Origin of the sequence: Paenibacillus validus NBRC 15382 (genome assembly GCF_004000985.1) — a bacterium.
GTDB classification, from domain to species: domain Bacteria; phylum Bacillota; class Bacilli; order Paenibacillales; family NBRC-103111; genus Paenibacillus_G; species Paenibacillus_G validus.
Genome location: NZ_BIMH01000029.1, coordinates 1 through 22,474 on the forward strand (window position 1 = coordinate 1; position 22,474 = coordinate 22,474).

Sequence of the window (22,474 nt, forward strand, 5' to 3'; positions counted from 1 at the left end):
TGAAAGGGCTTTAATGAAGGGTTTTACTTATACTTTTAGAATGCACATAAAATTATTTAAATATTTTGTAAACTTTAATCGAGATTTTGCAGGATTTTTAATGGGCGAAGGGGAATATAGTATAGCGTAGGAATGAAAGGAGGAGTAGTACATGAAATTCAACATTCGTGGTGAAAACATCGAGGTAACGGAAGCATTAAGAGACCATGTTGAGAAAAAGCTGAGCAGGCTGGAAAGGTACATTGAAGCTCCCCCTACATCTGAAGTTCATGTAACGTTAAGCGTCGTTAAAGGCATGCAAACCGTGGAGGTCACGGTGCCGCTCACCGGGTTTATGCTGCGGGCGGAGGAGAAGCACGCCGATCTGTATGCGGCAGTCGATCTGGTCGTTGACAAGCTGGAACGTCAAATCCGCAAAGCGAAAACGAAGGCGAACCGCAAGGTGCGTCAAGCTGGAGGACTGAAGGATCTGTTCCGCTCCGGCTCCGAGCAGAGTGCGGCGGCGGTCCTTGATGAAGAGGAAGAATTCGAACTTGTCCGAACGAAGAGGTTTACGTTAAAGCCCATGGATATTGACGAAGCGATTCTCCAAATGAACATGGTTGGCCATAATTTCTTTGTTTTTGCAAATTCCGACACATCTCAAGTCAATGTTGTGTACAAGCGCAACGATGGCAAATACGGGCTCATCGAACCGGCGCTTTAATGCCGCTCTAACCCCATGCAAACAACCGAGCTTGCCTGATCGCTGAAGCGTGCATCCCTGGATGCCGCTCCCGTTCAGGCGGGCTCTTTTTTATCTTGGAAAGTTCGGGAAGCTCCAGCATCGAGGCGTACTGAAACTTTTCGGGCCGCATGCGTTTAAAGGGTGTGACTTCCATGCCAGAACTTTAAGAGCCGTTCTATGCTTGGGCGATAAAGACGTCGTAAGTAAATTGGGCGGGATGTGGGATACTAATCCAATGGTGTTAATTCCAGTGTTTTGTTGCGATGGCTGGCGCAAACTGCTACAATTTAGTCTATGGATTACGGTTCGATAAAGGAAGGGGATTAGCAGCATGCTAGGACTCGTGAAGAAGATTTTTGGGGATTCGAATGAACGTGAATTGAAACGGATGTGGAAAGCCGTTGAGTATATCAACTCGCTGGAGCCTAGCATTGAGGTGTTATCGGACCAGGAGCTACGGCACAAAACGGTAGAGTTTCGCGCACGGCTGGAAAAGGGCGAGGAACTCGACGACTTGCTGCCGGAGGCATTCGCCGTTGTTAGGGAGGCGTCCAAACGCGTACTCGGCAAGCGTCATTACGATGTGCAGCTGATCGGGGGCATGACGCTGCACGAAGGGCGCATTGCGGAGATGCGGACAGGGGAAGGTAAAACGCTGGTAGGCACCCTGCCGGTTTATTTGAATGCCCTGCTGGGCAAAGGCGTGCATGTAGTCACCGTCAATGACTACTTGGCGACGCGCGATAGCGCCGAGATGGGCAAAATATACGAATTTCTCGGGATGACCGTCGGGGTTAACCTGCCGCAGCTTTCGCATGCGGAAAAGCAGCAGGCTTATGCATGCGACGTTACGTACGGAACGAACAATGAATTCGGCTTCGACTACTTGCGCGACAACATGGTCGTGTATAAAGAGCAGATGGTGCAGCGGCCGCTTTATTATGCGGTCATTGACGAGGTGGACTCGATCCTCGTCGACGAAGCCCGGACACCTCTCATTATTTCCGGACAAGCCGCCAAGTCGACGGACTTGTACTACATGGCCGATCACTTCGTCAGCAAGCTGAAGGAAGAAGAGGATTATATCATCGACGTGAAGCTGCGCAGTGTGTCGCTGACCGAAGAAGGCGTGGCGAAGGCGGAGAAAGCGTTCGGCATCGAAAACTTGTTCGATCATGAGCATGTAACCTTGAACCACCATATTCAACAAGCGTTGAAAGCCCACGCAATTATGCGGCTGGACGTCGATTACGTCGTGCAGGAAGGCGAGATCGTCATCGTTGACGAATTTACAGGCCGCCTCATGGTCGGCCGTCGCTATAGCGAAGGTTTGCATCAGGCGATCGAAGCGAAGGAGAAGCTGCAGGTACAGAACGAGTCGATGACGCTGGCAACGATCACACTGCAGAATTACTTCCGGATGTACCGCAAGCTGTCGGGGATGACCGGTACGGCGAAGACGGAAGAAGAAGAGCTGAAGAAAATTTACGGCCTCGATGTCATTGTCGTGCCGACGAACCGGCCGATGATCCGTCAGGATTTGCCGGACGTTGTATACAAGTCGGTAGCCAGCAAATTTCGTGCGGTTGTGAACGAGATCGTGGAACGTCACAAAAAAAAGCAGCCGGTGCTGGTCGGTACGATTTCGATCGAGAACTCCGAACGCTTGTCCGAGATGCTGAAGAAAAAAGGCGTGCCGCATAAAGTTTTGAACGCCAAGTATCACGCTGAAGAAGCGGAGATCGTCTCCCGCGCCGGTCAACCGGGCGCCGTAACGATCGCCACCAACATGGCCGGCCGCGGTACGGACATCACGCTCGGCGAAGGAGTGGCGGAGCTCGGCGGTCTGCATATTATAGGTACGGAACGTCATGAAAGCCGACGGATCGACAACCAGCTGCGCGGTCGTGCCGGACGGCAAGGCGACCCGGGTTCTTCCCAGTTTTACTTGTCGCTGGAGGATGAGCTGATGCGCCGCTTCGGAGCCGAGAACATCATGGGCATGATGGATCGCCTTGGCTTCGAGGAAGATCAGCCGATCGAGAGCAAGCTGATCTCCAGGGCGATCGAGTCCGCGCAGAAGCGGGTGGAAGGCAACAACTTCGATGTGCGGAAAGTGGTCCTGCAGTATGACGACGTGATGAATCAGCAGCGGGAAATTATTTACAAGCAGCGCCGCGAGGTCATTGAATCGGAAAATATCCGCGACATCGTGCTCGGCATGATGCTCCCGGTCATCGACCGGATCGTGGAAGCGCATTGCCCGGACGATCTGGTGCCGGAAGAGTGGGATTTGCAAGCGATTGTCGACTTCGGCAACGGTACGTTCCTTCATGAAGGCCAACTGACGGCTGATGAGCTGTGGGGCAAAGAGAAGGAAGATATTATTCAATACATCAAGGATTTGGTTACGCGTCTGTATGAAGAGCGGGAGAAGCAGATCGGCGAGGAGTTTTTCCGTGAATTCGAGAAGGTCGTGGTGCTTCGCGCCGTAGACAGCAAGTGGATGGACCATATCGATGCGATGGATCAACTGCGTCAAGGCATCCATCTCCGTGCATACGGCGGTACGGACCCGCTGCGTGAATACCAGTTCGAAGGCTACGAGATGTTCCAGGAGATGGTTCAGAGCATCCAGGAAGAAGTTGCGACGTACGTTATGAAGGCGCACGTGGAGACGAACCTGGTACGCGAAGCGGTCATCGATGAGCATGAGATTGCGACGAATGCCGAGCCTGCGGTCAAGAAGCCGATCGTCAACAAGGACGTTATTGGCCGCAACGATTTGTGTCCGTGCGGCAGCGGGAAGAAATATAAGCAGTGTCACGGCGTATAAGCCGCGATTGATGCAGCGAATAGAAAGGGGAGGTCGGGCCGTGGCTCCGGTCTCCTTTTTCCACGAGGACAAACAAAATTAAGCATAAGAGGTGCGATGAGATATGTTAGAAGCAGATGTGAAGCGGGATTTACAAGAAACGGCCAAACGATTGGCTGAGCTTAGGGGGTCTCTTTGACTTAGATCTGAAGCTGGAGCAAATTGCCGATTACGAAGAGAAGATGTCGGCGCCTGATTTCTGGGATGACAACGAAAAGGCGCAGAAGCTGATTGCCGAGATGAACGCCGTCAAGGGCGGTGTCGATCAGTTCCAGGCGCTTGCCAGCGAATATGAGGATCTCGAAGTGCTGGTCGAGCTGCTGCAGGAAGAGCAGGATGAGAGCATGGTTGGCGACATCACGTCGGGAATCGCCGCGCTGGTGAAGAAGCTTGAAGCGTTCGAGCTGCAGCTGCTGCTGAGCCAGCCTTACGACAAGCTCAATGCGATTCTGGAGCTGCATCCGGGCGCGGGTGGCACCGAGTCGCAGGACTGGGCGGAGATGCTGCTGCGGATGTACCGTCGCTGGGCGGAGAAGCGGGACTTCAAGGTGGAAGTGCTTGATTATTTGCCTGGTGATGAAGCGGGGGTCAAGAGCGTGACGCTGCTGATTAAAGGTTACAACGCCTACGGTTACTTGAAGGCGGAGAAGGGCGTGCACAGGCTCGTAAGGATTTCGCCGTTCGACGCTTCAGGCAGGCGTCATACGTCGTTCGTGTCCTGCGATGTCATGCCGGAGATTGACGACGATGTCGAGGTCGAGATCCGAACCGAGGACCTTAAGGTGGATACGTACCGTTCCTCCGGTGCGGGCGGACAGCACATCAACACGACCGATTCGGCGGTGCGGATTACGCACATACCGACGGGGGTCGTCGTCAGCTGCCAAACGGAGCGTTCGCAGATCAAGAACCGCGAACGCGCGATGAAGATGCTGCGCTCGAAGCTGTACGAGAAGAAGATCGAGGAGCAGCAAAAGCATCTTGCGGAGATTCGCGGCGAAGTGTCCGATATCGCGTGGGGCAGCCAAATTCGTTCGTATGTCTTCCACCCGTACAGCATGGTGAAAGACCATCGGACGCAAGCGGAGACGGGCAACGTGGGCGCTGTTATGGACGGCGAGCTGGATATGTTCATCGACGCCTACTTGCGCCAGCAGATCGCGAAACCTTCGAAAGATAGCTAAGCGCAACATAATTTCGGGATACCCAGCTGATCCTACATGAAAGCAACCGCTTGGAATGGGCGATGTCGTCCGGCCTCCGAGGAAGGATAAAGCCGACGGGGCGGATGCTGACGTGTAGGATTTTTCGCGTGGAACGGGGTGACGACCTTGGAAAAACGAAGCGAACGGAAGAAAAGCAAGAAAACGAAGAAGGACGAGTCGAACAACCGGCCGTGGGAAGAGCTCTCGGCCAATCCGGAGCTGGAAGCGGATGCACAGGCGGCTCCAGCCCAACCGCTCGGACCCAGAGCGGATCGTTTGCGGCGAAATCGCCGTAAAGGACGCCAAGCGCTTCGGGGCGGGTGGCGGAGGGCTTGGGAATTTATGCTGCTGGCGATCGGTTCTTCCATGATCGCTCTAAGCTTCAATCTGTTTTTTTATCCCAATCAGTTGGCTTCGGGCGGCGTAACGGGCATAAGCATTATCGTCCAAAAGCTGTTTGGCGTCGAGCCGGCATTTACGCAGTGGGGACTGAATATTCCCTTGTTTCTTATAGGGGTGCTGCTGCTGGGGCGAAACTTCGGGATCAAAACGGCAATCGGCTCCGTCCTTCTGCCGCTGCTGGTCCTTGTCACGCGGAACGTGCCTTCCCTCACAAGCAATGTGCTGCTGGCCAGTATATATGGGGGGATTCTGCTCGGGGTAGGCATTGGGCTTGTTTATCGGGGACGCGGCTCGACGGGCGGTTTTTCGGTGGCGGCGCAAGTTTTACATAAGTATACGGGAATCGGATTCGGGCTGTGCGTGGCGCTGCTCGACGGGGCGGTCATCGTCGCGGCAGGCATCTTCATTTCGCCGGAGAATGCGATGTATGCGTTAATTGGCTTGTTCGTCACCAGCAAAACGATCAATGTCGTGCAGTTGGGGCTAAGTTATTCGAAAGTGGCGTTTATTATTTCGGAGGCGGCCGAGGACATTCGCGAGGTGATTTTATACGAGCTGGACCGCGGTTTGACGAAATTGCATGCAACCGGAGGATACACCGGGGAGGCGCGTACGGTACTTATGGTCGTTGTCGGCCAAACGGAAGTGACCCGGTTGAAGGAGCTTGTACGGGCGGTCGATCCCGGCGCCTTCGTCATCTTGAGCGATACAAACGAGGTGCTCGGTGAAGGGTTCAAAATCGCGGGGCAGGCTTAACGAATGAATGAGGCGACCATGGGTAAGAGTGGCTTGCGCCCTGCCGGACATTGGGTTACGATGAAAAAAGTTGGGAAAAAAGAAATTGAATTTTTATACCTTCGAATGTATAATAATACATAGTTTTTTAAGTGGAGGGACGGCTATGTCTACGAAATTAAGAGCGGCTATCGTCGGTTCGACCGGTTACGGCGGTGTGGAACTCATTCGCTTTTTACTTGCGCATCCTTATGTGGAAATCACTTCCGTGATCTCGTCGTCTGCCTCCGGGGCGCCGATTGCGGACGGATATCCGCATTTGAATCAGATCGTGACCGAGCGCCTGGACGGTATCGACATTGAGCTCATCCGCGGTAAAGCAGACGTTGTTTTTCTCGCAACGCCGCACGGCGTCAGCATCGACTTGTCGCCGAAGCTGCTGGATGCAGGGCTGAAGGTCATCGACTTGTCGGGCGATTTCCGTTTGAAGGACGGTCAGGTGTACGAGCAATGGTATAAGCATAAACCGGCGGAAGCGTCGTATTTAGATAGAGCGGTATACGGCTTGTGCGAGCTGTTCGGTGCAGACGTGCCCGGGGCGCAGTTCATCTCCAACCCGGGTTGCTACCCGACGGCGACCATTCTTGGGCTTGCTCCGCTTGCAGCCAAGCGTTGGATTGACTTGAAGTCGGTCATTGTCGACGCGAAGTCGGGGGTGTCGGGCGCGGGGCGCGGACTCAGCCAAGTTGTGCATTACGCGGAAATTAATGAAAATTTTCTGGCTTATAAGGTGAACCGTCATCAGCATACGCCGGAAATCGAGCAAGCGATCGGACGTTTGGCCGGCGAAGAAGCGACGATTACGTTCACGACGCATTTGGTGCCGATGACTCGCGGCATTATGTCGACGATCTACGTGAACTTGAAGCAAGCGCGCAGCGAGGACGAAATTTTCGACTTGTTCCGGAGTTATTACGAGGGACGCTCGTTCGTGCGAATTCGCGACAAGGGCAAGTACCCGGGGACAAAAGAAGTGTTCGGCTCCAACTATTGTGATATCGGGCTTTCGCTCGATTCGCGTACAGGTCGCTTGACGATCATTTCCGTCATAGACAACATGGTTAAAGGGGCAGCCGGACAGGCGATTCAAAACTTGAACTTGATGATGGGCTGGGATGAAACGACGGGTCTGACGTTCACCCCGGTATATCCATAAACGCGGAGGACGGGGGAAGGACATGTCGACAGCGCAACATAATTTTGTGGTGGTGCCTGAAGGTTCGGTGACGACACCGAAAGGGTTTCAAGCAGGCGGACTGCACTGCGGTTTGAAAAAGACGGAGCGCCATGATCTGGGCGCGATTTATTGCGAGGTGCCGGCGAGCGCGGCGGGCGTGTACACGCTCAACCAGTTCCAAGCGGCTCCGCTGCGCGTGACGCAGGAGAGCATCGCTCAGGGAGGCAAGCTGCAAGCGATGCTGGTCAATAGCGGGAACGCGAACGCGTGCACCGGCCAGCAGGGCGAAGACGACGCCCGGGCGATGCGGGCTGCGGGCGCGAAGGCGTTCGGCGTTGCCGAGCATCTGGTCGGCGTAACGTCGACCGGCGTCATCGGCGAGCTGCTGCCGATGGACAAAGTGCTGGGCGGCATCGAGAAGCTGCGGGCGCAGGTGAAGGCTGACGGCGGAGACGATTTCTGTCAAGCGATCTTGACGACGGATCTGGTGAAGAAAGAATTGTGCGTGCAGCTCACCGTCGGCGGGCAAACGGTACATATCGCCGGAGCGGCCAAGGGCTCGGGCATGATTCACCCGAACATGGCGACGATGCTGGGGTTCATGACGACCGATGCGAACATCGAAAGCGCGCATCTCCAGAAGCTGCTGAATGATATTACGGATTCTACCTTCAATATGATTACGGTCGACGGGGACACGAGCACGAACGATATGGTCGTAGCGATGGCCAGCGGCTTGGCGGGCAACGATAGCTTGACGCCGGACCATCCGGACTGGGCGGCATTCGCCGCCGGCTTCAACTACGTCGGTGAATACCTCGCCAAAGCGATCGCACGCGACGGTGAAGGCGCAACGAAGCTGATCGAAGTGACGGTGGCGCATGCCGAATCCCGTGAAGCGGCCCGTGCCATCGCGAAGACCGTCATCGGCTCAAGCCTCGTGAAATCGGCATGCTTTGGCGCGGATGCCAACTGGGGCCGCATCATCGCAGCCGTCGGGCGCGCGGGCTATCCCGTCCAAACCGAGACGGTCGATATCCGCCTCGGCGATATTCCGGTGCTGGAGCAATCCCGCCCGGTGAAATTCGATGAGGAGCGCGCGGCCGAGTATCTCAAAGGCGAGCTCGTCCAAATTTACGTCGACCTGAACATGGGCGACGCCTCGGCGACAGCCTGGGGCTGCGACCTCACGTACGACTATGTGCGGATTAACGCCGCTTATCGGACTTAGGTTGTTGGATGTACTCGTTTGAGCATGTGGGGGCTGCGGCTTATCGCGGCCGTGGAAGGACTGTGCTTATCGAGGACGCGGCGAATCCGTCCAATGATAAGCAACCCCGTGCTCGAACTAAAGCTTCATAACGAAGGCATAACGCGGCTCCTTGCAGGCCGCCCGAACGATACACAAGAAGTAGCGCATAGCTCCCAGGCCCCCGTACCGGAAGAACGCCGACTGGTAAGCGTGTACCGGCACGGTGCGAGAAGCGATCCCACACACCGACGTCTCATCAACGGCGGCCACGTGGTAGTCACGTACTTTTTCGGGGGCTTGGGGCAAAGTGCGCAGGGTCCTCCGCCTTCGGGAAGGGGGAAAGAGGGGGATGCGAACATGTTTGTAATGAAATGCGGCGGCAGCACATTAGCGGCGCTGCCGGACGTCTTTTTCGAAGACTTGACCCGGCTGCAGGCCGAAGGCGAAATTCCCGTCATCGTGCATGGCGGCGGTCCGGCGATCTCGGACACGCTGGGCAAGCTGGGCATCGAGACGGAGTTCGTGAACGGGCTGCGCAAAACGAACGAGGCAGTGCTCGACGTCGTCGAGATGGTGCTGGCCGGGCAAATTAATAAACAGATCGTGCGCAACATTCAGCGCTCCGGCGCGAACGCGGTCGGCCTGTCCGGCGTGGACGGCCATCTCATTCAGGCGCAGCCTGTGGCGAACGCGCACGAAGTCGGACTCGTCGGCGACGTGACGCGTGTGAACGCCGAGCTCATTCAAGGCATTGTCGGCATGGGCTACATGCCGGTTATTGCGCCGGTTGGCATCGGAGCCGACGGCGGACAGCGGTACAACATCAACGCCGACACGGCGGCCGGAGCGGTCGCATCGCATCTCGGCGTGGAGCGGATGATCGTCGTCACCGACGTGCCGGGCATCCTGAAGACGGTGGATGGCGAGAAGCGGGTGCTGCCTTCCGTTACCGTGCGGGAAATCGACGAGATGATCGCAAGCGGCGATATTTACGGCGGGATGATCCCGAAAGTGCGTGCAGCCGTGCAGTGCATTCAAGGCGAGGTGCGCGAGGTTGTGATCGTGAACGGATCGGAGCCGCAAGTGTTAAGCAAAGTGCTGAAGGGTGAAGGCATCGGCACCCGCATCGTCAAAGCGTAGAGAAATTATTTTCACATATAAAGGAGTGAACGACATGGGAGAGGCTCAAAGCGCATTGTTTCCGAATTACGCCAGATATCCTTTTACGTTTGTGAAGGGGGAAGGCAGCCGGTTGTGGGATGAGAACGGCAAGGAGTACCTGGACCTGATGTGCGGCTTAGCCGTCACGAACCTCGGGCATGCGCCGAAGCAGGTGACCGAGCGCTTGAAGGAGCAGGTGGATACGCTCTGGCACACGAGCAACCTGTTCCACATCCCGGGGCAGGAGAGGCTGGCCCAGCTGCTTGTGGAGAACAGCTGCACAGACGCCGTCTTCTTCTGCAACAGCGGAGCGGAGGCGAACGAAGCGGCGATCAAGATCGCCCGCAGATACTATCAGAAGGTCATTAACCAGCCGGAGCGCTACGAGATCATCACCTTCAACATGTCGTTCCACGGACGGACCTTGGCTACGTTGACGGCAACCGGGCAGGATAAGGTGAAGGAAGGCTTCTCCCCGCTGCCGGAGGGTTTCGTATATGCGCCGTACAACGACGCGGATGCGGTGGAGAAGCTCATCACGGGGAAAACGTGCGCCATCATGCTGGAACTCGTCCAAGGCGAGGGCGGCGTTATCCCAGCCGATCCGGACTTCGTGAAGGCTGTAGCGAACCTGTGCGAGCGGCACGGCCTGCTCCTCATTCTGGATGAAATCCAAACCGGCATCGGCCGGACGGGCAAGCTGTTCGCTTACGAGCACTTCGGCATCGAGCCGGACCTCGTGACCTTGGCGAAAGGGCTGGGCAGCGGCATGCCGATCGGGGCGCTACTCGGGAAAGAGAAGCTGCGTACCGCTTTCGCGGCCGGCTCCCACGGGACGACGTTCGGCGGCAACTACTTGTCCACGGCGGCCGGATTGGCGACGCTGGAGACGATGCTGCAGGAGAACGTGTCGGAGCGTGCGGCTGAGATGGGCAGTTATATCATGAGCGAGTTGAAAAGCAGGCTCGCCGGCAATCCGCTCGTCGAGACGATCCGCGGACTGGGCATGCTGATCGGCATCCAATTGACGGGATCCGGCGCGGAGCTGATCAAGTCGATTCACGAGCAAGGCGTGCTTGTCGTGCCGGCCGGACCGAACGTCATTCGTTTGGCCCCGAGCCTGCTGATCTCCAAGGAAGACATCGACCGCGGACTGGACACGATCTGCCAGACGTTGGCGAAAGCGGCGGCGGCAGCGGTATAGAAGAGCCTGAACGTTTCAAGCAAAGCAGAATTGGCGATTACTTTGTGAAAGTGAAGGGAGCTGCATCCATGACGGAAACGGCAGAGCAGGAAGATATGGCGGTACAATTGAAGGGCCGCGATTTTATCGGGTTGGTGGACTATACGTCGGAGGAAATCCGGTATTTGATCGATTTGGCGATTGAGCTGAAGCGGAAGCAGAAAGCGGGAGAGACGTACCAGCCGTTGAAGGGCAAGACGCTGGGGATGATTTTTGAGAAGTCTTCGACGCGGACGCGGGTGTCTTTTGAAGTGGGCATGTACCAGCTGGGCGGCCATGCGCTGTTTCTGAGCAGGAACGACCTGCAGATCGGCCGCGGCGAAACGATTCACGATACGGCGCAGACAATGTCCCGGTACCTCGACGGCATCATGATCCGGACCTATGCGCACCGGACGGTCATCGAGCTGGCGCGCAACGCCACGGTCCCGGTCATCAACGGGCTGACGGATCTGTCCCACCCTTGTCAGGCGCTGGCGGACTACCAAACCGTACTCGAAAAAAAGGGCCGCCTCGAAGGCCTCAAAGTGGCTTATATCGGAGACGGTAACAACATGGTGCACTCGCTCTTGATGGGCGCAGCCAAGCTGGGTATCAACTTTGCCGTAGCGACGCCGAAAGGCTACGAGCCGGACAACGAAGTGCTGGAGCTTTCGCGCGAAATGGCGGCTAAGACGGGCGCCGGCATTTATGTAGGCACCGATGCGAAAGAAGCGGTGGCGAACGCGGACGTCGTGTATACGGACGTGTGGGCGAGCATGGGCTTTGAAGCCGAGCAGAAGGAGCGGGAAATCGCGTTCAAGGATTACCAGGTGAACGAGGCGCTCGTGAAATACGCGAAACCGGATTACTTGTTCATGCACTGCCTGCCGGCGCACCGTGGGGAAGAAGTGTCGGAAGGTGTCATTGACGGCAAAAACTCGGTCATTTTCGATCAAGCGGAGAACCGGCTGCATGCCCAGAAAGCGGTTATGGCCGCTATTATGTAATCATCGCCGGAAGCCAGGCGCGTAAGGTATAACCGAAAGCGTGAGGATAAATCAGAAGGAGAGCGGGAACGACATGGCAAAGCAAAAAATCGTATTGGCGTATTCGGGCGGGTTGGATACGTCCATCATCTTGAAATGGTTGAAGGAAACGTACGACGCAGAAATAATCGCCTTCACCGCCGATATCGGACAGAAGGATGAGCTCGACGGTCTTGAGGAAAAAGCGCTGAACACCGGCGCGTCTAAAGTATACATCGACGACCTGCGCGAAGAGTTCGCGCGCGACTTCATTTTCCCGATGTTCCAGGCGGGCGCCCTGTATGAAGGGCAGTACTTGCTTGGCACGAGCATTGCGCGTCCATTGATCGCGAAGCGGATGGTCGAGATCGCACGCGCGGAAGGCGCTACCGCCATCGCGCACGGGGCGACGGGCAAAGGCAACGACCAAGTGCGCTTCGAATTGACAGCCGCGGCTTTGACGCCGGATGTCGAAGTCATCGCGCCATGGCGGCTGGAAAATTTCCGCGAGGAGTTCCCGGGCCGCGCCGAAATGATCGCCTTCGCCGAGAAGCACGGTATTAACGTGACGGCTTCCGCCGCGAAGCCGTATTCGATGGACCGCAACCTGCTGCACATTAGCTACGAGAGCGGCGTGCTGGAGGATCCTTGGTTCGATCCGAGCGCGCCGGAGAACAAGGACATGTTCCTGCTCAGCGTCGATCCTGCGGATGCGCCGGACGAAGCGGAATACATCGAGCTTGAGTTCGAGCAAGGCAACTGCGTTGCGATCAACGGCGAGCGGATGATTCCGCTGCACATCATGGAGAAGCTGAACGAACTCGGCGGCAAGCACGGCGTGGGCCGCGTCGACATGGTCGAAAACCGCTTCGTCGGCATGAAGAGCCGCGGCGTGTACGAGACGCCGGGCGGGACGATCCTGTTCACCGCTCACCGTAAGATCGAGTCGATCACGATGGACCGCGAAGTGATGCACTTGCGCGACTCCTTGATTCCGAAATATGCTTCGCTCGTGTACAACGGCTTCTGGTACGCACCGGAGCGTCTGGCCATTCAAGCGCTGGTGACCGAGAGCCAGAAGAATGTAACGGGTACGGTTCGCTTGAAGCTGTTCAAGGGCAACGTCATCGGCGCCGGCGTGAAAAGCCCGGTCAGCTTGTACAACCCGCACATCGCGACGATGGAAGCCGATCCGACGAAAGCGTACGACCAAGGCGATGCCACAGGCTTTATTCGCCTCAATGCGCTCCGTTTGCGCGTAGCGGCTGGCGTCCATCAGAACGACGGGAAATAGGGGGCAATAATACGTGTCGAAGCTTTGGGGCGGACGATTTACGAAGAAAACCGACCAATTGGTCGAAGAATATACGGCTTCTATTTTGTTTGACAAGGAGTTGGCCGAGGAGGACGTGCAGGGCAGCATGGCGCACGTCACCATGCTCGGCAAATGCGGAATTCTGCCGGCGGACGATGTCGAGAAAATCAAAGACGGGCTTCTCAAGGTGCAAGGGATGATTCGCCGCGGCGAGCTCGAATTCTCGGTCAGCGATGAAGACATTCATATGAATATCGAGAAAGCGCTGATCGACGAAGTCGGTTCGGTCGGCGGCAAGCTGCATACGGGCCGGAGCCGGAACGACCAAGTGGCTACCGATATGCACCTGTGGCTGCGCAAGCGGGTCGTGGAATTCGTCGGACTGCTGAACAAAGTGCAGGAAGCGCTGATCGAGCAGGCGAAGAATAACCTGGATACGATCGTACCGGGGTATACCCACCTGCAGCGGGCGCAGCCGATTTTGTTCGCGCACCATCTGCTCGCCTACGTGTCGATGTTCCAGCGCGACGCCGAGCGTTTGCAGGACAGCTACAAGCGCGTCAACGTCCTGCCGCTCGGAGCCGGGGCGCTGGCCGGGACGACGTTCCCGATCGACCGCCATTTTGTCGCCGAGCAGCTTGGGTTCGATCGCGTGTACGAGAACTCGCTCGATGCGGTGAGCGACCGGGATTTTATACTGGAGTTCCTGTCGAACGCTTCGATGATTATGATGCACTTGTCGCGGCTGAGCGAGGAATTTGTCATGTGGTCCAGCACGGAGTTCCGGTTTGTCGAATTGGACGACGCCTTCTGTACGGGCAGCAGCATCATGCCTCAGAAGAAAAATCCGGACGTTGCCGAGCTCGTGCGGGGCAAAACCGGTCGTGTGTACGGCAACCTGTTCGGACTGCTGACCGTGCTGAAGTCGCTGCCGCTCGCGTATAACAAGGACATGCAGGAAGACAAAGAAGGCATGTTCGACACCGTTCGCACGCTCCAGGGCGCGCTGCAGCTGTATGCGCCGATGATTGCGACGATGAAGGTGAATAAGGACCGGATGAGACAAGCCGTGAACCAGGATTTCTCCAATGCGACCGACATTGCGGACTATTTGGTTAACAAAGGCATGCCATTCCGTCAAGCGCATGAAGTGATCGGGAAAACGGTGCTCTACTGCATCCAAAACCACAAGTATTTGCTCGACTTGAAGCTGGAGGAGTATCACCAGTTCTCCAAGCTGTTCGATCAAGACATCTACCAGGTGCTCCAACCGGAGAGTGTCGTGAATGCGCGCAACGTGTACGGCGGAACGGCTACGGCGCAGGTGAGCGCGGCTGTCGAACGGGCGGAAGCGGCGCTTGCGGTCTCGACCGCTTGGTTTGATGAGTTTTACGCGAAAAGCAGATAAGTCGCGCCTGAAGTTATAAAGCGCAGAAAACCTGCGGAAGCGGTTCGGGTCTCTCGAAAGAGAGCGGAACCGCTTCCGCAGGTTTTTTTTATTGATCGGTTTACAGGCTAACGGCTGCCGTATGCATTAACGGAAGCTGGGCCCCTTTACGCCGTCCTCGACATAAGGGACGGGCGAATCTCCGGTAGGATGCGGGGACGAGCGATCCGCTCCGGAGCCGGAACCCGTATTGATCGCAATGACGGTCGGCTGTGCGGCATAGGTGTCTCTCGATATTTTCTCCCGGCCGATAATGTTCCCGTTCTTCTTCTGAATACGGTAAGTTTCGACAATGTAGCCGGGCTTTCCTTTGACGACGATTTCGCTTTTGCCTTTGCGCAGCGACGGGTTGTGCACATATTTTGTCGAAGGCTGCAAGGTGTCGACCGTTACGGATTCGACATCAAAGGTCGTATCGGGAGGTGTCTGCCCGAATAGCTTGACCTTCAGCTCGCTTCCGTCCGCATAGGTGCGGATCAACATATAGAAGTTCGTGCTGTTACGGAACTTGAAGTTGATATGGCCGCTGGCGAACGTCGCGTCTTGACCTAGCGGCACGTAGCTGACGGGCAGCGAATGGTTCCGCCGCTCAACAATCGTGAGTCCGGCGCGGAGCACGGCGTTGTACAGCGTCGACGAGACCTGGCAGATGCCTCCGCCGATGCCGGGGACGAGCTTGCCGTTGACGATGACCGGCGCCTCGCGGTAGCCGGCTGTTTTCTCCGTTTGTTCGATAAAGGGAGCGTAATCGAAGACGGCGCCGGGCGCGAGCAGGACGTCTTGCAGCGAGGCGGCTGTCGCTTGCACGTTATGCAGTCTACCTGCCGAGCCTGCGGCGGAACCGGCAGCCGGCGGGTAGCGGGTGGCGAATTCGCCGATTTTGCGCACAATGCCCTGCTGCTGCAGCGACTGGACCGTCACCGCCGGGTTCACCGTGCGCATCGGCACGTCCAGCGCGAGGGGCGGCGCGGAGGCCGCGTCGGCCACCTGCACCTCCCATGCGGGCAGCGCGGCAGCGAGCCGTTCCCCAAGCTGCGGCTCATCGATGCGCCGGGCCGGTTTTTCCGGCGCATAGTCGATCGTATCGTCCGGGCGGATGATCCGGACGGCGTCTTTCGGCTGTTCGCGGTACACGGGCGCGAACGCTTCCTGCAGCGCAGCTCCAAGCTTCTCTGGCGCAAGGACCGGGCGAATCGCCCAGTCGCTCCCCCTTGCTTGCCAGCGCGCCCAGGCGCGGTGAAACAGCGAGCCTTCCCGCAGGCTTGCGATCCGCTGCCGCAGCGGTTGTTCGTCCAGCTCGATCCCCAGCTGCCCGAGCGTGAGCTGCGCGCTGCCGCCTCCGGTCCCGTCTGCCGGTGGTACTGACAGTTTCACGGACTGGCCGAGGAAAGCGGCTTTGCGCTGGCTCACTTGCGCATCGAACTCGGCGTACGTGATTCCGCCGACAGGCCAGTTTCCGAGATGAACGCCAGCAGGGATGCGGGAAGAGGAGCCGTAAGCGGCGAAAGCCGCGCAGCCGACCAAGGCCGTGGCTAAGACGCCAATGGCAACAGGACCGAGTATTCGGTTCCAGGTATGCATAAGCGGGTCTCCTTTGTCCAAATAAGCTCGTACTTAATAGTTTCAAATGTATGCGAGTGTCGGACGAAACTTGCCACTGCCTGGATCGGGAGCCGACAGTTCCCCGCTGAATCGATGCGCTTTGACCGCCGTAAAGGCAAGCGCTGCTCCGAATGCGAAATGAATTGTGGCAATATGTAGAAATTCACAACAGACTAAAGGATTTTAGGCGTTTGTGTCGAACTATTAAAGGCTAGAAGTAAATTGTCGATAAGTGATGCCAAGATAAACGGCTGCGTCGTCCTTGTCTTGCAAGGAATTGCCCGTTTGTCAAAGCTGATGCGCGTTTAAGACTAAAACTTACATGGCGATCAGCTAAAAAAATCAGGATGTGATACCGTGATCGAAATGCAGGACGTTTGGAAGACGTATCCTGACGGCACCCATGCCCTTCGAGGCATTAACGTCAAGGTGGATCAAAGCGAATTCGTCTATGTCGTCGGTCCGTCAGGTGCGGGAAAATCGACTTTCATGAAATTAATTTATAGAGAAGAGCGTCCGAGCAAGGGCGCGATCTTCGTTAACGGTTTTAATCTGGAGAAGCTGAAGCAGCGTAAAATTCCGTTTGTTCGCCGCAATATCGGCGTTATTTTTCAGGACTTTCGCCTGCTGCCCAAGCTTACGGTGTACGAGAATATCGCCTTCGCGATGGAAGTGATCGAAGCGCCGAAGAAAATTATTAAGAAACGGACGCTCGAAGTGCTGGAGCTTGTCCGACTCAAGGACAAAGTAAACTCCTTGCCGACACAGCTGTCCGGCGGCGAACAGCAGCGCGTCGCTATTGCCCGGGCAATAGTCAATAATCCGTCCGTCATTATTGCGGACGAGCCAACCGGGAACCTGGACCCGGAAACGTCATGGGGCATTATGAAGCTGATGGAAGAAATTAACTTTCGCGGCACGACGATCGTCATGGCTACGCATAACAAAGAAATCGTAAACACGATGCGCAAGCGCGTCATTGCCATCGAATCGGGGAAAATCGCGCGCGATGAAGTGAGAGGTGAGTACGGCTATGAAGATTAGCACGGCCGGACGCCACCTTCGCGAAGGGACCAAGAATGTGCTGCGTAACGGCTGGATGTCGTTCGCGTCGATCAGCTCGATTACGATCTCCTTGTTTATATTAGGCGTATTTCTGCTGCTGTCGCTCAACGTGAATTTTTTGGCGCAACAAATCGAGCAGCAGGTCGAAATTCGCGTGTATTTGGAAGTAAATACGCCGCAGGATCAAATTGCACTTCTGCAGAATGAAATTGCTGCCATGCCGAAGGTCAATAAAGTGAAATTCGTGTCGAAGGAAGAAGGACTCGAGTATTTGCGCGAGAAGCTTGGGGAGAGCGGCAAACAGCTGCTTGAAGGCTTCAATGGCGACAACAATCCGTTGAACGATTCGTTTACCGTCGAGGTGTCGGAACCGCGAGAAGTAGCTGCGGTTGCCGGCGAAATTAACAAATTGAACGAAGGCAAGCCGGCCAAGCCGATCTACCGCGTCAGCTACGGCCAAGGCACCGTCGAAACGATGTTCAAGGTAACCACGATCGTTCGTAATGTCGGTCTTGTGCTTGTCGCGGCTTTGGCGTTGACGGCGATGTTCTTAATTTCCAATACAATTAAAATAACAATTGTCGCACGGCGCCGCGAAATATCCATCATGAAGCTGGTCGGGGCGACGAACTCGTTCATTCGCTGGCCGTTCTTTATCGAAGGAGCGCTGCTCGGCATTATCGGTTCGGTCATTCCGGTCGGCATCCTGTTGTACGGCTACTGGCAGATGATGCGGTCCATCCAGTTGGACTTGAATCTGCTTCTGATCAAGCTGCTGCCCTTCGATGATATCGCATGGAAGACGTCCGTGCTGCTGATCGGCATTGGCGTTATGATCGGCATTTGGGGAAGCGTGTTGTCGGTGCGTAAGTTTTTGAGAGTGTAAGCTTGAAAGACCAACTGTTGGGGAGGAACGGGTGTTGAAACAGTCTTTTCTGCCGCTTGTCTTGTCCTTAAGCCTTATCGGAGCTACGATTGTGCCCCAGGCCGGGTTTGCATTGACCGCTTCGCAGCGCATTGAGCAGGAGCTTAACCAGCTGAAGAAAACGAAATCCGCCGTTCAGCAGAAGGTGAACGAGACGGAGAAGCAAATAACGCAAGTTACGAGGGAAAAGCAGCAAACGTCAAACGACATCAACGCGCTTCTCGACCAAATCGACAAAACGAATAAAAGCTTGAACGTATTGAACGATAAAGTGGCCGAAGTTTCGGCAACGCTGAAAGAAAACGCGAAACAGCTCGAAGAAGCCGAGACGCGGGTGACCTCCCGCGATCAGATGCTCCGGTCGCGGCTTCGTCTGATGTATATGAACGGGGTCGTTTCGTACGCGGATGTGCTGCTGAGCTCGACCAATTTCAGCGATTTTTTGGACAGGCTTGAAGCTTTGCGTTCTATCGTAAATCAGGACAAAAAGATTCTGGAAGCGAACAAGCGCGACCGCGCCACGATTGACGAGAAACGGATCGCGATTGAGAAACAGCTCGCCGAGGTAAAAAATTTGTATGCGGAGACTTCGGCGGTCAAGGCCGATCTTCTGGTCAAGGAGAAGGAGAAAGAAGTGAAGATCGCGAGCCTGACTCAGAAGGAGAAGGAGCTCGAGGATATCAGCGAGGAAGTGGAGGCACAGCTCGTGAAGGTGGCCAGCCAGGAGGCGGCCAAGCAGCGGGCGCTCCAAGAGGCCAAAGCGGCGGAGGCGGCTAAGTCGAAGGGCGCGAAGGCGGCGGGGCCGGTGTATACGTACAGCGGAGGGAAGTTTGGCTATCCGCTTCCTAAAGTCGTCAATATGTCATCAGATTTCGGAACCCGCAAGGATCCCTTTACAGGCAGATCGTCTACGCATAACGGTATCGATTTTCCTTCTCCGGCAGGAACGAGCATTCTGGCAGCCGAGGACGGCGTCGTCATCGTCGCTTCCTGGTGGAGCGGATACGGGAATACGGTGATCATTGACCACGGCAAAGGAGTATGGACGCTGTATGGTCATATCCGTAACGACGGCATCGTCGTGGAGAAGGGCGACACGGTCAAGCGGGGCCAGAAGATCGCCGAGGTCGGTTCGACCGGACGTTCGACGGGGAATCACCTTCACTTTGAAGTGCGGATTAATGAATCTCCCGTCGATCCTAAACCTTATTTAAGATAACGGACGCTGTTCATAATTCGGCAGGGCTTGTCATAAACTAGAAAGACAAGTTATGTAAGAAGTGTGAATGGACAACCGGCTTTGACTGGCAAAGCAACGGTTGCACTAGGGATCAGCAAAGGCGGTGTGGGGAGAGGCATGGTTTTTAAGGGACGTACGGTATTGGCTTTTGTACTATTGTCGATGTTCGCAAGCAGCATCATGACGCTGACAATTGTGAACCCGTCGATCTTCGCCGCGGTGAAGAACGGGAACGGAGCGGCTGCTGCGGATGCGAAGTCCGGCTTAACCAGCAAGGATATCAACAAACTGGCGACGACGTATCAGCTGATCAACGGCAAGTACTTGAACGAGGTCGATCACGAGAAAATCGTGAATGGCGCCATCAACGGCATGCTGGCAACGCTGGAAGACCCGTTCACGGTGTACATGGATCAGAACGAAGCGAAGCAATTCGACGAGAATATCACCTCTTCCTTCCAGGGGATTGGAGCGGAGGTGACCTCGGAAGACGGCAAAGTGACGATCGTGACTCCGATCAAAGGTTCGCCGGCCGAGAAGGCGGGCTTACACGCCAATGACGTGATCGTTTCGGTCAACGGCGAGAAGTTGGACGGCTTGACGTTGAATCAGGCGATCATGAAAATCCGCGGTCCGAAAGGTACGCAGGCAAAGCTGGAAGTCGCTCGTGCGGGCGTGAGCGACCCGATCCAGGTGATCGTGGTGCGTGACGATATCGATGTGGAGACGGTATTCGGCGAGATGCTGCCGGGCAATATCGGGAAGATCGAGATCCGGCAGTTCTCGAGCAATACGTCGGCGCGTTTTAAGGAAGAGCTGGCCGCCCTGGAGAGCAAGGGAATGAAGGGCCTGATCATCGACGTGCGCAACGATCCGGGCGGTCTGCTATCGGCCGTCGTCGAAATCGTGGAGCCGTTCATACCGAAAGGCAAGACGATTGTACAAATCGAGAACCGTAAGGGTGTTCGGGAAGAAACGAAATCGGAGAACGGCACAGGCAAAAATTATCCGGTTTCCGTGCTGATTAATAAAGGCAGTGCGAGCGCCTCGGAAATATTGGCCGGCGCTTTGCACGATTCCGTCGGCAGCAAGCTGATCGGCGAAACGACGTTCGGCAAAGGCACGGTGCAGGTTACGTTCGAGCAGGAGATGGGTGACGGCAGTAACATTAAGATGACCGTGTACAAATGGTTGACGCCGAACGGCACATGGATTCACAAGAAGGGTATTGCTCCCGATCTGGCCGTCGAGCAGCCGGCTTACTTCAAAGCGGCCCCTCTGACGAAAAAAGAAACGTTGAAGCCCGATTCGAACAACGAAGACGTGAAAAACTTGCAGGTCATGCTGCAGGGGCTCGGCTTGAATCCGGAACGAACGGACGGGTACTACAGCGACAAGACGGCGCAAGCGGTCAAAACGTTCCAGCGGTCAAACGGCTTGCCGGTAACCGGCGAGGTTGATAAGGAGACGGCGAACAAGCTGGAGAAAGCGATTCTTACAGCTATCCGCGATCCGAAGAACGATCTGCAGCTGAAGGCGGCTGTCGAGGCGATGCAGCAAGCGGTGAAATAACCGGATTGTCTGCCAATTTCAGGAGAGCGGCAGGAAATAGCCGGCCCTGCGTCGAAATGATTAAGAAGGCGGTTCCGAGTCGCTCGGAATTCGACCTTCTTTCTTTTTTGACCAGGGACTATTCTGATTCAGATCAAAGGAGCGCGCCATGGATTGGGTTCAGGCTTTAGGGTGGCAGGGACTGCAAGCGATCGTACAGCTATTCCTGCATCCTTTTTATTATGTGGGCATCCTCTTTATTATTTTGCAATACCGCAGACAAATCGCGATGGAACGCAGGCTGTTCTCTACGAAGCTGCACGCTCTCCTGCCGGAGACGTGGCGAATCGTGTTATGGGGATGGGTCGGGGGGTTATGCGTCTCGGTATTGATGGCAGGCATCGGAGCAACGGTTCAACAGGAGGCGGTCTTGCTGTTATGGATCGTCTCGCTGCTGCTCGTTATCGTGCGCGTCAGATACTTATGCTGGGCGTATGCGGTCGGTGTCATCGGAATGCTTCAGGTGGTGCTGTCGGCGATCCCGGGTGTGAGGCAGTCGGATGACTGGGCTTGGCTGACGAAACCGCTCTTCGCGCTGGACATACCGGCCATGCTGGCGCTCGTCGCTATCTTGCATTTGGCCGAGGCGATCTACGTAAGGAAGCAAGGAACGCGGCTCGGCATGCCGATGTTTGTCGAGGGGAAGCGCGGAAGAATCGTCGGCGGTTACCAGCTGCAGGGCTTTTGGCCGATGGCGCTGTTTCTCGTCGTCCCGCTGCAGCAAGCGGCGGGCGGGCCTTTGCTTCCGTGGACGCCGCTGCTTGGGGGCGAGCTGTGGCAGAACGGCTGGACGATTGTGGGGTTTCCCGTCATGATCGGATTTACGGAGATGACAATCTCGCGATTGCCGAAGGACAAGGCGAGGATCGGTTCCAATTTACTGATCTTGTATGCGCTAATTTTACTGGGGCTGGCCGCTTTAAGCGCATGGCTGCCGGTGCTAACGTTCACGGCAAGCTTATTTGCGATTTTGCTCCATGAGGCGATGATTGTGTATAGCCGTTGGGATGAAGGCCGCCGCCGCCCGATTTATGTACACACGGACAAAGGGCTGAAAATATTAGCCGTGCTGCCGGGCAGTCCGGCCGAGGAGCTCGGCCTTAAAGCCGGTGAGATCGTCAGCAAGGTGAACGGGGTTCCGGTTCGCAGCAAGCAGGCGCTGCATCAGGCGATGCAATTGAATCCGGCGTTCTGCCGATTGGAAGTGCTCGATGGGGCGCTGGAGAACCGCTTCTTGAAACGGGCGCTTTACTCGGGGGAGCATCATCAGCTCGGCATTATACTCGCTCCCGACCAAGATGTGCTGTACTATGTGGAGGAGAAGCAGGTATCGATTTGGGCATACTTGAGCCGCCGTTTGATCGGATTACTCCGCAATGAAAAAAATTCGAAGAGCATGTAAGGGGCAGGCGTCACGACAATCCG

Annotated in this window: 18 protein-coding genes; 16 read left to right on the top strand and 2 right to left on the bottom strand. The window is 56.0% G+C overall.

What is annotated here, in order from left to right:
- The first annotated feature begins 151 nt into the window (after positions 1 to 151).
- The 6 genes from hpf (at position 152) to argJ (ending at position 8,412) form a co-directional block, all read left to right on the top strand.
- The gene (gene hpf / locus PVA01S_RS17445; protein ID WP_054800137.1) at positions 152 to 706 is read left to right on the top strand and encodes a ribosome hibernation-promoting factor, HPF/YfiA family; all 555 of its coding nucleotides are present in this window, start codon (positions 152 to 154) and stop codon (positions 704 to 706) included.
- A gap of 352 nt (positions 707 to 1,058) precedes the next feature.
- On the top strand, positions 1,059 to 3,563 hold the full coding sequence (gene secA / locus PVA01S_RS17450) for a preprotein translocase subunit SecA (RefSeq protein WP_127608674.1): 2,505 nt from the start codon (positions 1,059 to 1,061) through the stop codon (positions 3,561 to 3,563).
- Between the two features lie 103 nt (positions 3,564 to 3,666).
- Positions 3,667 to 4,786 (top strand): peptide chain release factor 2 gene (gene prfB, locus PVA01S_RS17455; protein WP_127608675.1). Its coding sequence is split into 2 segments (ribosomal slippage): positions 3,667 to 3,738 and positions 3,740 to 4,786, totalling 1,119 coding nucleotides; the frame shifts between segments, so codons are not numbered across the junction.
- Positions 4,787 to 5,083: 297 nt separating this feature from the next.
- Positions 5,084 to 5,965 carry a YitT family protein gene (locus PVA01S_RS17460; RefSeq protein WP_230876240.1) on the top strand — a complete coding sequence of 294 codons (882 nt, stop codon included), beginning with the start codon at positions 5,084 to 5,086 and terminating at the stop codon, positions 5,963 to 5,965.
- A gap of 145 nt (positions 5,966 to 6,110) precedes the next feature.
- Complete coding sequence (argC, locus tag PVA01S_RS17465) at positions 6,111 to 7,160, top strand: N-acetyl-gamma-glutamyl-phosphate reductase (RefSeq protein WP_127608676.1); 1,050 nt, start codon at positions 6,111 to 6,113, stop codon at positions 7,158 to 7,160.
- 22 nt (positions 7,161 to 7,182) lie between these two features.
- Positions 7,183 to 8,412 carry a bifunctional glutamate N-acetyltransferase/amino-acid acetyltransferase ArgJ gene (gene argJ, locus PVA01S_RS17470; RefSeq protein WP_054797843.1) on the top strand — a complete coding sequence of 410 codons (1,230 nt, stop codon included), beginning with the start codon at positions 7,183 to 7,185 and terminating at the stop codon, positions 8,410 to 8,412.
- Between the two features lie 117 nt (positions 8,413 to 8,529).
- On the opposite strand, the gene PVA01S_RS17475 is transcribed toward argJ, so the two are convergent.
- Positions 8,530 to 8,739 (bottom strand): hypothetical protein, encoded by a 210-nt coding sequence (locus tag PVA01S_RS17475; RefSeq protein ID WP_127608677.1) that lies wholly within the window; start codon positions 8,737 to 8,739, stop codon positions 8,530 to 8,532.
- Between the two features lie 51 nt (positions 8,740 to 8,790).
- On the opposite strand from PVA01S_RS17475, the gene argB reads away from it, so the two are divergent.
- The 5 genes from argB to argH all read left to right on the top strand — a co-directional run bounded on the left by argB (position 8,791) and on the right by argH (position 14,567).
- Positions 8,791 to 9,573: an acetylglutamate kinase gene (argB, locus tag PVA01S_RS17480; RefSeq protein WP_127608678.1), complete on the top strand. Its 783-nt coding sequence runs from the start codon at positions 8,791 to 8,793 to the stop codon at positions 9,571 to 9,573.
- Between the two features lie 34 nt (positions 9,574 to 9,607).
- Positions 9,608 to 10,798 carry an acetylornithine transaminase gene (locus PVA01S_RS17485; RefSeq protein WP_127608679.1) on the top strand — a complete coding sequence of 397 codons (1,191 nt, stop codon included), beginning with the start codon at positions 9,608 to 9,610 and terminating at the stop codon, positions 10,796 to 10,798.
- A 68-nt stretch (positions 10,799 to 10,866) separates the two neighbouring features.
- Complete coding sequence (gene argF / locus PVA01S_RS17490; RefSeq protein WP_127608680.1) at positions 10,867 to 11,826, top strand: ornithine carbamoyltransferase; 960 nt, start codon at positions 10,867 to 10,869, stop codon at positions 11,824 to 11,826.
- Between the two features lie 73 nt (positions 11,827 to 11,899).
- Entirely contained in the window at positions 11,900 to 13,138 is a 1,239-nt protein-coding gene (locus PVA01S_RS17495) for an argininosuccinate synthase (RefSeq protein ID WP_127608681.1), read from the top strand.
- A 13-nt stretch (positions 13,139 to 13,151) separates the two neighbouring features.
- Positions 13,152 to 14,567, top strand: a complete 1,416-nt coding sequence (gene argH / locus PVA01S_RS17500; protein ID WP_127608682.1) for an argininosuccinate lyase — start codon at positions 13,152 to 13,154, stop codon at positions 14,565 to 14,567.
- A gap of 126 nt (positions 14,568 to 14,693) precedes the next feature.
- On the opposite strand, the gene PVA01S_RS17505 is transcribed toward argH, so the two are convergent.
- Positions 14,694 to 16,187, bottom strand: coding sequence for a VanW family protein (locus PVA01S_RS17505; protein ID WP_127608683.1), 1,494 nt, complete (start codon positions 16,185 to 16,187; stop codon positions 14,694 to 14,696).
- 378 nt (positions 16,188 to 16,565) lie between these two features.
- On the opposite strand from PVA01S_RS17505, the gene ftsE reads away from it, so the two are divergent.
- From ftsE to PVA01S_RS17530, 5 genes are all read left to right on the top strand, one after another.
- Complete coding sequence (gene ftsE / locus PVA01S_RS17510; protein WP_054798385.1) at positions 16,566 to 17,252, top strand: cell division ATP-binding protein FtsE; 687 nt, start codon at positions 16,566 to 16,568, stop codon at positions 17,250 to 17,252.
- Positions 17,242 to 18,159, top strand: coding sequence for a permease-like cell division protein FtsX (gene ftsX / locus PVA01S_RS17515; RefSeq protein WP_127608684.1), 918 nt, complete (start codon positions 17,242 to 17,244; stop codon positions 18,157 to 18,159). Before ftsE ends, ftsX begins: the two co-directional genes overlap by 11 nt.
- A gap of 31 nt (positions 18,160 to 18,190) precedes the next feature.
- Positions 18,191 to 19,417, top strand: coding sequence for a murein hydrolase activator EnvC family protein (locus PVA01S_RS17520; RefSeq protein ID WP_127608685.1), 1,227 nt, complete (start codon positions 18,191 to 18,193; stop codon positions 19,415 to 19,417).
- Positions 19,418 to 19,555: 138 nt separating this feature from the next.
- Positions 19,556 to 21,010 carry a S41 family peptidase gene (locus PVA01S_RS17525; RefSeq protein WP_127608709.1) on the top strand — a complete coding sequence of 485 codons (1,455 nt, stop codon included), beginning with the start codon at positions 19,556 to 19,558 and terminating at the stop codon, positions 21,008 to 21,010.
- 148 nt (positions 21,011 to 21,158) lie between these two features.
- Positions 21,159 to 22,451: a PDZ domain-containing protein gene (locus PVA01S_RS17530; RefSeq protein WP_127608686.1), complete on the top strand. Its 1,293-nt coding sequence runs from the start codon at positions 21,159 to 21,161 to the stop codon at positions 22,449 to 22,451.
- Positions 22,452 to 22,474: the final 23 nt, after the last annotated feature.

Excerpts from the sequence above, each read along its gene's own strand:
- hpf (WP_054800137.1), top strand. The coding sequence starts at position 152 with ATGAAATTCAACATTCGTGGTGAAAACATCGAGGTAACGGAAGCATTA.
- secA (WP_127608674.1), top strand. The coding sequence starts at position 1,059 with ATGCTAGGACTCGTGAAGAAGATTTTTGGGGATTCGAATGAACGTGAA.
- argC (WP_127608676.1), top strand. The coding sequence starts at position 6,111 with ATGTCTACGAAATTAAGAGCGGCTATCGTCGGTTCGACCGGTTACGGC.
- argJ (WP_054797843.1), top strand. The coding sequence starts at position 7,183 with ATGTCGACAGCGCAACATAATTTTGTGGTGGTGCCTGAAGGTTCGGTG.
- argB (WP_127608678.1), top strand. The coding sequence starts at position 8,791 with ATGTTTGTAATGAAATGCGGCGGCAGCACATTAGCGGCGCTGCCGGAC.
- PVA01S_RS17485 (WP_127608679.1), top strand. The coding sequence starts at position 9,608 with ATGGGAGAGGCTCAAAGCGCATTGTTTCCGAATTACGCCAGATATCCT.
- argF (WP_127608680.1), top strand. The coding sequence starts at position 10,867 with ATGACGGAAACGGCAGAGCAGGAAGATATGGCGGTACAATTGAAGGGC.
- PVA01S_RS17495 (WP_127608681.1), top strand. The coding sequence starts at position 11,900 with ATGGCAAAGCAAAAAATCGTATTGGCGTATTCGGGCGGGTTGGATACG.
- PVA01S_RS17505 (WP_127608683.1), bottom strand. The coding sequence starts at position 16,187 with ATGCATACCTGGAACCGAATACTCGGTCCTGTTGCCATTGGCGTCTTA.
- ftsX (WP_127608684.1), top strand. The coding sequence starts at position 17,242 with ATGAAGATTAGCACGGCCGGACGCCACCTTCGCGAAGGGACCAAGAAT.
- PVA01S_RS17525 (WP_127608709.1), top strand. The coding sequence starts at position 19,556 with ATGGTTTTTAAGGGACGTACGGTATTGGCTTTTGTACTATTGTCGATG.
- PVA01S_RS17530 (WP_127608686.1), top strand. The coding sequence starts at position 21,159 with ATGGATTGGGTTCAGGCTTTAGGGTGGCAGGGACTGCAAGCGATCGTA.